We start from the raw sequence: 12,904 nt of genomic DNA, 5'->3' as shown, positions 1-12,904 counted from the left end.
CTTTGATTTCCATTCAAAACCGAACTTGTCCGCCATTCACCGATCAGTTCCTTACAGGTTCACCCAAAGGGAGATCGGAGTTTTGATCAAGTTCAGGATCGTCATTCTGCTGGGAGCACTGCTGTTTCTCGGCGCCAGTGAACTGGATGCCGCCACGCTGCCGGGCGTTCCGGCCACTGCGCAAAAGCCCGCCGAACCCGAGCCGCTGGTACAGGGCGGACTACTCGGCGCCATCAGTTCCAGCATCGACGACGTACAGGACAAACTCGATCTCAATGAACATCTGGTCGATGCCTGGCGCCTGCGTGCCGATCGGGCGGCGGATGAAGTCGACAGGCTGGTCAATCAACCGTCGGACCGCTCGGCGTGGAGCGTGGCCGGCGATTTCCTGATGCTGTCGGGGGTGTGGCTCGGCACCTTCGCCCTGTTGACCGTGCTGGGCAGTTTGCTCGGCAAGCGTCTGCGCGAAGGCCGCTGGTTGCGCAGTCGCCAGCGCAGCCAGGATCTGCTCGGCTACCTGCTGCCCTACACCTTGCCGGCACTGATCTGCCTGCCGCTGACCCTGTACGTCAGCCATTTCCTGCCGGTCTCGGTCGGCCGCGCGCTGGCGCTGTGTTTTGCCTACGCCACCAGCAGCGGGATCTTTTCCACCTCGATGCTGTTGTGTGTGGTGGTGATGTTCAACGTCGGCCATAAGCGCCGGGCGGTGCAGATCATTCGTGACTACTGCCCGAAACCGCTGTTCCTGATCGGCTTCCTGGCCGCCCTCAGCGATGCCCTGACCAGTCCGCAGATCGCCCGGCAACTGGGCGGCAATATCACCAGCAGCATCGCTGTGTTCACGGGCTTGCTGGCGTCGATCATCTTCGGTCTGCTGGTGATCCGCCTGCGCCGGCCGGTGGCGCATCTGATCCGCAACCGCTCGCTGGCGCAGCGTCTGAAACAACCGTCGTTGCAGGAGTCGCTGCGGATTTTTTCCGGACTCTGGTACTGGCCGATCGTGCTGATGGTGCTGGTGTCGGCGGTCAATCTGATCGGCATCGGCGAGGACAACCAGAAAGCCTTGCGCTGCGCGTTGTTCACCACGGTGCTGCTGATCGGCACGGTGTTTCTCAGCACCGTCCTGCAACACCTGTTCAAGTCGCGCCGGGCCGAGGCGATCCAGCGCAGCAGCGCCTACAAGGAACGCTTTCTCAGTCTGCTGCATGCCTTGCTGCGGATCGTCATCGCAATTGCATTCATCGATATTCTCGGGCGGATCTGGGGCGTGTCGCTGATCGACTTCGCCCAGAGCAGTACCGTCGGCCGGGCGATCAGCAATGCCTTGAGCAGCATCGGCCTGATCTTTCTGGTGACGTGGCTGCTGTGGGTGGTGCTCGACACAGCAATCCAGGAAGCGCTGAAACCACCGCTCAACAAACGTGCATCGCGCCAGCCGAGTACGCGGGTGAAAACCATCCTGCCGTTGCTGCGCAATGCGATCAAAATCATTCTGGTGGTGATCTGCGCGATCACCACCATGGCCAATCTGGGGATCAACGTCGCGCCGCTGCTGGCGGGTGCCGGGGTCGTGGGGCTGGCCATCGGTTTCGGTTCGCAGCAACTGGTGCAGGACGTGATCACCGGGCTGTTCATCATCATCGAAGACACCCTGTCGATCGGCGACTGGGTGGTGCTCGACTCCGGGCATGCCGGCACGGTCGAAGGCCTGACCATTCGCACCCTGCGCCTGCGTGACGGCAAGGGGTTCGTGCATTCGGTGCCGTTCGGCCAGATCAAGGCCGTGACCAATCAATCGCGGCAGTTTGCGTTCGCGTTTTTCTCGGTGCAGTTCACCTATGACACCGATGTCGAGAAGGCCATCGAGCTGATCCGCCAGGCCGGGGACTCGATCCGCGAAGACCCGTTTCTCAAGTACAACCTGCAAGGGCCGCTGGATGTGTTCGGGGTGGACCGGATGGACCTCAACGGTGTGGTGCTGACGGCGCAGTTCCGTACCGTGTCGGGCGGGCAATATGCGGTGAGCCGGGCGTTCAACCAGCGTTTGAAAAAGCTTGTGGATAACAGCCCGTGGGTGCATTTCGCGCAGACTTATCCACAGCAGGTTCTGTTGCCGAAGCGGCAAGGTGTGGACGTTGAAGACCCAGTGCCTGAGTCATCGCCGGTTGTGTTGCCGCAGCAGGCTCGGACTCCATAGATCAATGCCGAATCAGTTTGCCGCGCACCTCGGCCATCACCGATTGCTCCAGCTCCACCCAGAATTGTGGTTTGCCGGCAATTTCCGCCGCCACCGGCAAGCCGTCCCGATACACCAGCCGATTGCTCGCCAGCGCCGGTACTTTTGCGCCCGGCAACAAGGTGCCGGCGAGGTTCAGCGGATCTACCCCGCACACGGCGATCAGGCTGCCGTCATGGGGGCGGCGACGGACTTCGCGCAGCAACGGGATCGCTTCGGGCAGGGCAAATTGCTCACCCGCCAGGCCGCTGACAAACCGCCCGCCCCGGATCTCGCCACGGGCCTCCAGGCGATGGAACGTGCGCAGCAGTTCGCGCCAGTTCGGCAGCCAGTCCGCCTCGCGTTCGAGCAAGCGCCAGAACACCACGCCGTAACGCCGCAACAGAGTCATGGCGATGTGTTCCAGGGTTTCCGGAGCGGGTTTGTCCACCACCGCAACCGATCCTCGGCGCAGCAACGCCCAACGCCCGGCATCATCCATTCCGCCGACAAACGCCCCGCGTCCGCGCCGACTGCTGCGTTGCTGGCGTTTGCTCGCCGGGGTGATCAGCGCCCGCAGTCCGGCGAAGCTGTCGGCGTTGACCAAGCCGGCGCCGACCAGTTCCTGCAAGGCGATTTCCAGCTCCGTGCGCAGCAGGTGTGCCTCATGCACCAGTTCGTCGAAAAACAGTGCGCCGTGTTGGCTGAGCGCCTCGAAAACCTTCTGCGCTTTTGGTGTCAGTTCGTTCTCCGGTGTTTGTTCGGCCAGCGTGCTCCACAGGCCGACGTGAGTGCGTGGCAGCAACACGATGGGCGTGCTGCGCAACGCCGTGCCGCCGCTCTTCTGTCGGGCGCTGAGGCGCGTCCATACCAGTTTGCCGTTGCGACACAGATCATCCAGCCAGCCCGGCGAGTAGTCCTTGAGCCGCGCCGGGAGGATGTCGCTGTCCCACGCCGAAGCCGCTGCCGGGTAGCCTTCGAACTGGCCGACAATCGTCGGCAACACGGCGCTGCCCTGGCCTCGGGTCGCTGTAGATAAGTGCTGCCAGTCGAACAGGAAACGCATGAAATCCTGCAACGCCACCGGCTCGATTTCCCGGCGCAGGCGCTTGACCGTGTAGCGATGAATTCGCGCCAGCAAATGCCGCTCGCACCATTCCTCGACATCCAGCCCCGGTGTGAAGTGGCCGCGCAGTACATAGCCTTCGCGCTCCAGTTGCGCGAGGGCCTGATTGACACGGGTTGTGGCCAGCGCCAACGGTGCGGCAATGGCGGGCAGCGGCAACGGGCCGAACGCACCGAGCCGTGCGCGGATCACTTCCAGCAGCGCTTCCTCGGCTGTCCACGCCTCGTCGAATCCGCGCAGCGCTTGCAGCGCGGGCTCAACGGCAGCCTGTGGATACAGCGCTTGCAGGCAAGTCAGGCGCTCCCGGGGCAACCAGAACGAATGCGCCGGGTCGACCCGCAAGCGACACGCGCGGCCAGTGTCGGCCAGGGTTTGCAGCCATTCAGGCCAGTGTTCGTTGGCCGCCACTTCGGTAGCGCTGATGCACGCCAGGCTCATCAGCGCTTCGTGCATTTCATCGACGTTGCCCGGCGTCGGCCAGGCCTCTTCCCGCACGGCGCTGATCGCGTCGGCGTCCAGCGCGCCGAGGTCATCGGTGGATTGCGGATCGCTCCAGCGACGGTTGAGCACGGCTTGGGTGCGGCGTTCTTCCAGCGGTGCGTCGTCGAGAAAGGTGTAGGGGCGGGCGCTGAGGATTTCTGCCGCCAGCGGTGACGGCGCGGGGAGGTCGCGGCTGATCAAACGCACGTCGCCGCGCTCCATGCGCCGCAGCAGATCGAGCCAGCCTTCGCTGTCCATCGCCTCATGCAGGCAATCGTCGAGGGTTTGTTCCACTAGCGGATGCTCGGGGATTTCCCGTTCGCCGGCGAGGTTTTCCAGGCAGGCGATCTGGTCGGGAAACACGCTGGCGATCAGGTCTTCGCTTTTCATTCGCTGCAGTTGTGGCGCGACTTTGCGCCCGCCGGTAAAACGCGGCAGCGCCAGCGCGACACCGGCATTCCAGCGCCAGCGCACGCCGAACAGCGGCGCCTCCAGCACGGCTTGAATCAGGATGTGTTCGGCGCTGTGGCTGTGCAGGTAGCGCCAGACTTCGTCGAGTTCGAAGCTGTGGCTGGTGGACAGCGACAGCACGATCGCATCTTCGCTGGCGGCGGCCTGCAATTCGAAGTTGAACGTGCGGCAGAAACGCTTGCGCAGGGCCAGGCCCCAGGCGCGGTTGATGCGGCTGCCAAACGGCGAGTGGATGATCAACTGGGTGCCGCCGGACTCGTCGAAAAAACGCTCCATCAGCAGCGTGTCTTGCGAGGGCAGCGCGCCGAGGGCCTGGCGGGCGCGGGCGAGGTAGTCCACCAGTTGTTCGGCGCTGGCCGGGTTCAGGCCGAGGGTGCCGGTCAGCCAGTCGAGGGCCGGTTGCAGATTGCCGGGGCTGGCGCCGAGCAATTCATCGAGTTGCGCTTGCAGGCGGGCCACCGCCGCCGACAGCTCATCGCTGCGTCCCGGCGCTTCGCCGAGCCAGAACGGAATGGTCGGCGACTGGCCCTGGGCATCCTCGACCCGGACCTTGCCGGTTTCCACCCGCAGGATGCGATAGGAGGTGTTGCCGAGCTGGAACACATCGCCGGCAATGCTTTCCACGGCGAAGTCTTCGTTGACACTGCCGATGTTCAGGCCCTGGGGCTCCAGCAGGACGCTGTAGTCGGCGTTGTCCGGGATGGTGCCGCCACTGGTCACCGCCGTCAGTCGCGCGCCGCGTCGACCGCGCAGGGTTCGGCTCACGGCGTCGCGGTGCAGGTAGGCGCTGCGGATGCCCTGGCGACCGTTGTAGCCCTCGGCAAGCATGCTCAGCAGGGCCTGGTAGTGACGCTCGTCGAGAACGGCGTAGGGTTCCGCCTGACGGAACAGCGCCAGCAGCGCGTCTTCCGCCCATTCCTGGCAACTGACTTCGGCGATGATCTGTTGCGCCAGCACGTCCAGGGGCGCCTGGGGAATGTGCAGGGTGTCGAGTTCGCCCCGGCGCACGCAGTCGAGCAGGGCGGCGCATTCGATCAGGTCGTCGCGGGTGGTGGCGAACAGGCGGCCCTTGGGCGTACCGCCGACCTGGTGCCCGGAGCGGCCGACCCGTTGCAGAAAACCGGCAATCGAACGCGGCGAGGCGATCTGGCAGACGAGGTCGACTTCGCCGATGTCGATCCCCAGCTCCAGCGAGGCAGTGGCGATCAGAACCTGCAGTTCGCCGCGCTTGAGCCGTTGTTCGGCATCGAGGCGAAATTCCTTGGCCAGACTGCCGTGGTGGGCGGCGACCGCGTGCTTGCCGAGGCGCTCGCTCAGGTGTCGGCTCAGGCGTTCGGCGAGGCGTCGGGTATTGACGAAAATCAGCGTGGTGCGGTGTTCGCGGGCCAGCACGGCGAGGCGGTCGTAAACCAGTTCCCAGACATCATTGGCCATCACTGCCGACAACGGCACCGGCGGCACTTCGATGCCCAGATCCCGTGGCCGGGCGTGGCCGATGTCGACGATTTCGCAGGGGCGTCGATGACCGACGAGAAACCGTGCCACCGCGTCGATCGGTTTTTGCGTGGCTGACAGACCGATCCGGGTCAGCGGTTCCGGACACAGGGCTTGCAGCCGTTCCAGGCTTAACGCCAGGTGACTGCCGCGCTTGCCGGCGGCGATGGCGTGGATCTCATCGACGATTACCGTGCGCGTGGTGCCGAGCATTTTGCGGCCGGATTCCGAGCCCAGCAGCACGTAGAGCGATTCCGGGGTGGTCACCAGAATGTGCGGCGCGCGCTTGCGCATGGCGGTGCGGTCTTTCTGCGCTGTGTCGCCGGTGCGCACGGCGGTGGTGATTTGCAGCTCCGGCAAATCGAGCTGGCGCAATTGTCCGGTGATTCCCGCCAACGGGGTCTGCAGGTTGATGCGGATGTCGTTGGACAGCGCCTTGAGCGGCGAAACGTAGACCACCAGGGTTTCATCCGGCAGACCGTCCGGGGTTTCCAGGCCACGGTGGACGAGGTCGTCGATGACGGCGAGGAAGGCGGTGAGGGTCTTGCCCGAGCCTGTAGGGGCGGCGATCAGCGTCGAACGGCGCTGGCGGATCAACGGCCATGCGCGGGCCTGGGCGGCGGTGACCGTCGCGAAGGTCTGGCTGAACCAGGCGCTGACGGCAGGATGGAAGCCTGCCAGGGCGCTGCCGGCGGGGAGGGGCAGATTCATGGGTTCAGTTATGCGGGCGCGGGCGGGAAGATGCAAGTACCGCTCGGGGCGCCGTAAAAATTGACGATCTACACTTTACGGGTGACGGTTGCGCACTAAACCCGCAAAATGCAACGATTCCGGCAATTATCGACGTCGGTGCCACAAGCGCCGTCGCCAAAGCCATCGTTCCAATCAGACTGGGCCTGCTGACTCTATGCGAATGCGCCTTATGTTACTGGGCGGCGGAAATGCCCTTGGGCAGGCGCTGATTCGCCTCGGTGCGGAGGAAGACATCGGTTTCCTCGCCCCCCGCCCCCCGGAAGACGGCTGGGATGCCGCGAGCCTGACACAACTGCTCGACGACACCCGTCCCGATGCGTTGATCAACCTTGCCTATTATTTCGACTGGTTCCAGGCCGAGACTGTCAGCGAAAGCCGTCTGTCCGGGCAGGAACGAGCGATCGAGCGTCTGGCCGAGCTGTGCCAGCACCACAACATCGTGCTGGTGCAACCGTCCAGCTATCGGGTGTTCGACGGCTCGCGCGCCACCGCCTACAGCGAAAAAGACGAACCGGTGCCGCTCGGCCTGCGCGGTCAGGCGCTGTGGCGGATCGAGCAAAGCGTCCGCGCGACCTGCCCGCAACACGTGTTGCTGCGTTTCGGCTGGCTGCTCGACGACAGCCCGGACGGCACCCTCGGGCGCTTCCTCGCCCGTGCCGAGCAACCCGACGAACTGCTGCTGGCCGATGATCGCCGGGGCAATCCGACGCCGGTCGACGACGCGGCACGGGTGATCATCTCAGTGCTCAAGCAACTCGATTGCGCGGCGCCGCTGTGGGGCACTTACCACTACGCCGGACACGAGGCGACCACCCCGCTGGCACTTGGGCAGGCGATCCTCACCGAGGCGCGCAGCCTGCATCAGCTGGCCATCGAGGAACCGACCGCCCAGGCCCACGCCGCGCGACCGGACGCCGCCGAAGAGCCGCAGCATGCAGTGCTCGCCTGCAAGAAAATTCTGCACACCTTCGGGATCAAGCCGCGCGCCTGGCGTGCCGCACTCCCGGGCTTACTGGATAGGTTTTATCGCCATGGCTGACGGCCCTGTTTTAATCACCGGCGGCGCCGGTTTCATCGGCTCGCACCTGGCTGATGCCTTGCTGGCCAAGGGATATTCGGTACGGATTCTCGATGACCTGTCGACCGGCAAGCGCAGCAACCTGCCGCTGGACAATCCCAAGGTCGAACTGATCGTCGGCGATGTCGCCGATGCCGCATTGGTCGCCCAAGCGATGCAAGGTTGCAGCGCGGTCGCGCACCTGGCGGCCGTGGCCTCGGTGCAGGCCTCGGTGGACGACCCGGTGAAGACTCATCAGAGCAACTTTATCGGCACCCTCAACGTCTGCGAAGCGATGCGCCAGGCCGGCGTGAAGCGTGTGCTGTTCGCCTCGAGTGCAGCGGTCTACGGCAACAACGGCGAGGGCGAGTCGATCGACGAGGACACACCAAAGGCGCCTCTGACGCCTTACGCTTCGGACAAACTGGCCGGTGAGCACTACTTCGATTTCTATCGCCGCCAGCATGGCCTGGAGCCGGTGATTTTCCGTTTCTTCAACATCTTCGGCCCACGCCAGGATCCATCCTCGCCGTACTCCGGGGTCATCAGCATCTTCAGCGAACGCGCGCAGAAAGGCCTGCCGATCAGCGTGTTCGGCGATGGCGAGCAGACCCGGGATTTCCTCTACGTCGAAGACCTGGTGGATGTGCTGGTGCAGGTGTTCGAAAAGCCTGAAGTGGAAATCGGTGCGGTGAACGTCGGCTGGAATCAGGCGACCAATCTCAAGCAGATGCTTGAAGCGCTGGAGAAGGTCATCGGTGAATTGCCACCGGTCAGTTATGGCCCGGCGCGGGCCGGCGACATTCGTCATTCGCGGGCGAACAATGCGCGGTTGCTGGAGCGTTTTGTGTGTCCGCAGCCGACGCCGCTGAGCGTGGGGCTGGCGCGGTTGTTGGGACGCTAGCGTCAAAAGCCCCTGTCCCGGAGGGAACAGGCCGGGGTGAGGGACCGATTCGCAACGCATTTGCAGCAGACATGAAAAAGGCGCCCTTCAACAGGCGCCTTTTTCACGGCCGGAATTCCGTTACAACCCTGGAAAATCCTGTGGCAAGGGAAATTATCCCCGTGCGACCGCAGAGCCGTCGCCGTCAGTTCTAAGCCTGCTCACCATTGAGCCTCATTCACCACCACGTGAACGTTCTTTTGAATCGAGGCTTAGAACTTGTAGCCCAGACCGACCATGTACACAAATGGATCGACATCCACATTCACCTTGGCGCGGGTGCCGGGGGCGACCGCGTTGTTCTCGACGGTGGCGCGGGTGTCGATGTCGATGTAGCGCACCTGGGCGTTGAGCATGATGTTGTCGGTCAGCATGTAGTCGGCGCCGACCTGCCAGGCCAGGCCCCAGGAGTTTTTCGCCTTGAAGTTGCTGAAACCGTTGGACTGGGCTTCGCTGCCGACGTGTTCGTCGTAGATCCAGGTGTAGTTGATGCCACCGCCGATGTACGGCTGGAACGCCGACTTCGAGTCCAGCGGGTAGTAGACGACGCTGAGGGTCGGCGGCAGGTGTTTCAGGGTGCCGAGCTTGCCGTTGGCAGCCGGCAGGGCGGTGCCCTTGAGCTTCACGTCATGCTCGAATGGCGTGGCAGCCAGCAACTCGATACCGATGTTGTTGGTGAGCATGTAGGCGAAGTTGAGGCCCAGTTGGGTGTCGCTGCTCATGGTCGCCTTGCCGCCCAGGTTGGTGCCGCTCAGCGGACCCTGATCGACCTTGACGCTGGAGCTGTCGGCCTTCGGGTTGACGGTGATTGCACCGGCGCGAACGATGATATCGCCGGCTTCGTGGGCATGGGCGAGCGGGGCTGCAAGCGCGAGGGCAAACAGCGAGGCGCTGAGCAAGGACTTGTTCATGGAAGCTCCCAAAGGACGTTAAAAATGTTTGATGTCCTATGGTACGAATCCGTCTGATACGGTCTTTTGACTCAGCTCAATGAAACAGTGATGACAGGTTTTTCGCTGGAACTTTGTGGGTTTGCCCGCGAACTCGACGGATCACACAGCACAAAACTGCCGGATCACTCCGGCAGCTCATACACATAAATCTTGTCCGCCTCCATCTGATACCCGGCATCGGCCAGTTCGCTGGTGGACTGCTTGACCTGCAACGGTCCCTCGACCCAATACGGCTGATACAGCTCGTCGAGTTTCACCCCCAGCTCGCTTTTCACATGCACGATCTGGTTCGACGGCGGTGGCGGTACGTGGATGCAGGCGCCGAAATACGGCACCAGCAGGAAATCGGTGGTGCGGCCTTCTTCGCTGACTTCCAGCGGCACGATATAGCCTGGCAGACGGACGTTCTGCCCGTCCAGGCTCTGCACCACCGGGGCGTTGGGCATGTCCTGCTTGGCCGCTGGTGCCGACTCGGCGGACAGCGCATCGCCCATCTTCGACAGGTCGTGCAGCGGGGTCATGTTCGGCACTTCCGGCGCGGCGTCCGGCGGGATCATCTCCGACCAGGTCAGGTCTTTCGGTGCGGCCGCCCACACGGGCAGGGCGACCAGCAGCAACAGCGCGAGCACGGCGCGGGGCATGGTGAACATCCTCATAAACGGATCGACAGGCCATCGGCCAGGGATTGGCGATACGCGCGCCAGGCCGGTACGCTGCCCATCAGCAGCGCGGCCGCCAGAATGCCACCGAGCAGCGTCCATTCATACTCGCTCGGCCATGCCAGCGGCAGATACAGACCGTAATTGGCCTGCACATAACCCTGGGCGGCGGCGATGCCGATGTACAGCAACCCCAGCCCGGCGATCACCCCGGTCAGCGCCAGGGCAAAGGCTTCCAGCACCAGCAGGCTCGCGATGTGCCAAGGGCGTGCACCGACCGAACGCAGAATCGCCATCTCCCGCCGGCGCTCATTGAGGCTGGTGAGAATCGCCGTGAGCATGCCGATCAACCCGGTCAGCACCACGAACAGCGACACCACGAACAACGCTTTTTCGGCGGTGCTCATCAGGCTCCACAACTCCTGCAAGGCCACGCCCGGCAGAATCGCCAGCATCGGCTCGCCACGGAACTCGTTGATCTCCCGTTGCAGGGCGAAGGTGGAAATCTTGCTGTTGAGACCAAGCATGAACGCGGTGATCGCTTGCGGGGTCAGGTCCATGTTGCGCGCCTGATCGGCAGTGATCCGGCCATTGCCCCGGGCCGGCACACCGTTGTGCCAGTCGATGTGAATCGCCTCCATGCCGCCGAGACTGATGTGCAGCGTGCGATCCACCGGCGTGCCGGTGCGTTTGAGAATGCCGACCACGGTGAACGGCTTGTCGTCGTGCTTGACCAGACTGATCGCCGCCACGCCATGGGCCAGCACCAGTTTGTCGCCGAGCTTGTAGTGCAGCGCGTCGGCGACTTCGGCGCCGAGCACCACTTCGAACGGATCGCTGGCGAACGCGCGGCCGTCCGCCAGTTCCAGATGTTGCTGGCGGCCGTACTGGTAATGCTCGAAATACGCTTCGGTGGTGCCCATCACCCGGTAGCCGCGATGGGAGTCGCCGAGGGACATCGGAATTGCCCACTTCACCTTCGGATCGTTGGCGAAGTGTTCGAAGCTGTCCCAGCGGATGTTGTTGGTGGCGTTGCCGATGCGGAACACCGAGTACAGGAGCAGGTTCACCGAGCCCGAGCGGGCGCCGACGATCAGGTCGGTGCCACTGATGGTGCTGGCGAAACTCGCCTTGGCCTCGGTGCGTACCCGTTCCACCGCGAGCAGCAGGCACACGGAAAGGGCGATCGCGAAGGCAGTCAGCAGTGCGGTGAAACGGCGGTTGGCCAGGCTGGCCATGGCCAGACGGAGCAAATACATCTCAGACCTCGGCAGACGTGGCGGCGCGATTGAGCTCGGCCAGGGACAGGTGACGGTCGAACAGCGGCGCCAGGCTCTGGTCGTGGCTGACGAACAACAGGCTCGAACCTGCCTCGCGGCATTCGGCGAACAGCAGGCGGATGAAGTTTTCCCGGGCGTCGTAATCCAGCGCCGAAGTCGGCTCGTCGGCGATCACCAGTTCCGGTTGGCCAATCAGCGCACGGGCCGCAGCGACCCGTTGTTGCTGGCCGATCGACAGCGAGTCGGCGCGGCGCCCGAGGATGTTTTCATCCTGCAGACCGAGGTGGGCGAGCAGGGTGGCCGCCGCCTGATCGACACTGCCATGACGCTGCTTCGCCCGCTCGGCGCGCAGTTTCGAGAAGTGGCACGGCAGCTCGACGTTCTCGCGCACCGAAAGAAACGGCAGCAAGTTGAACTGCTGGAAGATGTAGCCGGTGTGATCGACCCGAAAGCGATCGCGCGCGCCGGCACCGAGTTCGGTCAGCTCCTGGCCGAGCAGGCGGATGCTGCCGCGACCGGGCTTCTGCACCCCGCCGAGCAGGCCGAGCAGGGTGGTCTTGCCACTGCCGCTCGGGCCTTTGAGGAACAGGGTTTCGCCCGGTTCCAGGCGAAACGCCGGGATATCCAGCAGCGGCGGGTGACCGGGCCAGTTGAAGCCCAGGTCGGACAGTTCGATGAGTGCTTGGGTCATGGCGCGGTTTTCATGGGATCGGGTGGTGTCTCACTCAACATAATCCCCTGTGGGAGGGGGCAGTCCCTTCCCACAGGGAGTCTTCATGCCGTTCAGAACTTCAGGGCTGGTGCCTTGGAGGTGACTTCCGTGCCCTGCTGGCCGCTGGCGCTGATCAGTTGTACCTGGACTTTCTGGGTCGCCGGGAAAGTGTTGAAGATGTTCGCCAGATCCAGCGTCTTCAACGCGCCCGGAGTCGCGCAACTGAACTGGTAATGCGCGTGGATTTCGCTGTGGTCGTGGTGATGCTCGTGACCGTCCTTGTTCGCTTCTTCATCGTCATGGTCGTCGGCGTCCGGCTTGTCGCCGAACAGCGGGCTCTCCAGTTCCTGACTGACGACCTTGCAACCGGCGGCGGCTGGCAAGTTGAACAGCGCCAGCGGCTTCTCCAGTTGCGCACGGGCGGCGGCGACCTTGGCTTTGTCGGCGTCGCTGGTGGCGGCATGTTCGAAGCCGACAAGGTTCATCGCCGGACTTTCCAGCTCCAGCTCCAGGGTTTGCCCATCCAGCGCGGCATTGAGGCGACCGACGCCATGTTCATGGGCGCCGAGGCTGCCGTGTTCATGATCGTGGTCATGTTCGTCGACGGCATGGGCAACGGCCAGCGGCAACAGGGCAAACGGCAAAGCGAGCAGCAGACGACGCATGGCGGTCTCCGGGAAGTAAAGTGAAGAGTTTGTTATGTAATCTTATAACGAAAGTGCGCAGAGTTTGCCCGCCTGTCCCACTTTGCGCAAGACGTG

Annotated in this window: 9 protein-coding genes; 3 read left to right on the top strand and 6 right to left on the bottom strand. The window is 63.7% G+C overall.

All coding sequences use genetic code 11. The annotated features are described in order from the left end of the window. Window positions 1-82: 82 nt before the first annotated feature. Entirely contained in the window at window positions 83-2,197 is a 2,115-nt protein-coding gene (locus KVQ74_RS06875; protein WP_217830244.1) for a mechanosensitive ion channel family protein, read from the top strand. A gap of 1 nt (window position 2,198) precedes the next feature. On the opposite strand, the gene KVQ74_RS06870 is transcribed toward KVQ74_RS06875, so the two are convergent. Beyond that, the gene (locus KVQ74_RS06870) at window positions 2,199-6,497 is read right to left on the bottom strand and encodes a DEAD/DEAH box helicase (RefSeq protein WP_217830243.1); all 4,299 of its coding nucleotides are present in this window, start codon (window positions 6,495-6,497) and stop codon (window positions 2,199-2,201) included. Window positions 6,498-6,693: 196 nt separating this feature from the next. Here KVQ74_RS06870 and KVQ74_RS06865 point away from each other — a divergent pair, with 196 nt between their 5' ends. Together KVQ74_RS06865 and KVQ74_RS06860 are read left to right on the top strand one after the other, a co-directional pair. After that, entirely contained in the window at window positions 6,694-7,578 is an 885-nt protein-coding gene (locus KVQ74_RS06865; RefSeq protein ID WP_217830241.1) for a sugar nucleotide-binding protein, read from the top strand. Continuing rightward, window positions 7,571-8,500, top strand: coding sequence for an NAD-dependent epimerase/dehydratase family protein (locus KVQ74_RS06860; RefSeq protein WP_217830239.1), 930 nt, complete (start codon window positions 7,571-7,573; stop codon window positions 8,498-8,500). The genes KVQ74_RS06865 and KVQ74_RS06860 overlap by 8 nt, the downstream gene beginning before the upstream one ends. Before the next feature lie 251 nt (window positions 8,501-8,751). Here KVQ74_RS06860 and KVQ74_RS06855 read toward each other — a convergent pair whose 3' ends face one another. The 5 genes from KVQ74_RS06855 to KVQ74_RS06835 all read right to left on the bottom strand — a co-directional run bounded on the left by KVQ74_RS06855 (window position 8,752) and on the right by KVQ74_RS06835 (window position 12,808). Next, window positions 8,752-9,450 carry an OmpW/AlkL family protein gene (locus tag KVQ74_RS06855; protein WP_065259536.1) on the bottom strand — a complete coding sequence of 233 codons (699 nt, stop codon included), beginning with the start codon at window positions 9,448-9,450 and terminating at the stop codon, window positions 8,752-8,754. 164 nt (window positions 9,451-9,614) lie between these two features. Continuing rightward, complete coding sequence (locus KVQ74_RS06850) at window positions 9,615-10,133, bottom strand: DUF3299 domain-containing protein (protein WP_217830237.1); 519 nt, start codon at window positions 10,131-10,133, stop codon at window positions 9,615-9,617. An 11-nt stretch (window positions 10,134-10,144) separates the two neighbouring features. Continuing rightward, on the bottom strand, window positions 10,145-11,410 hold the full coding sequence (locus tag KVQ74_RS06845) for an ABC transporter permease (protein ID WP_217830235.1): 1,266 nt from the start codon (window positions 11,408-11,410) through the stop codon (window positions 10,145-10,147). A 1-nt stretch (window position 11,411) separates the two neighbouring features. Then, on the bottom strand, window positions 11,412-12,122 hold the full coding sequence (locus tag KVQ74_RS06840) for an ABC transporter ATP-binding protein (protein ID WP_217830233.1): 711 nt from the start codon (window positions 12,120-12,122) through the stop codon (window positions 11,412-11,414). Window positions 12,123-12,214: 92 nt separating this feature from the next. Further along, a complete protein-coding gene (locus KVQ74_RS06835; protein WP_217830232.1) occupies window positions 12,215-12,808 on the bottom strand; it encodes a DUF2796 domain-containing protein in 594 nt (197 codons plus the stop codon). Window positions 12,809-12,904: the final 96 nt, after the last annotated feature.

Origin of the sequence: Pseudomonas botevensis (genome assembly GCF_019145475.1) — a bacterium.
Classification (GTDB): domain Bacteria; phylum Pseudomonadota; class Gammaproteobacteria; order Pseudomonadales; family Pseudomonadaceae; genus Aquipseudomonas; species Aquipseudomonas botevensis.
Note: the sequence above shows the minus strand (reverse complement) of the source record. Positions and strands in the feature narration are given on the sequence as shown.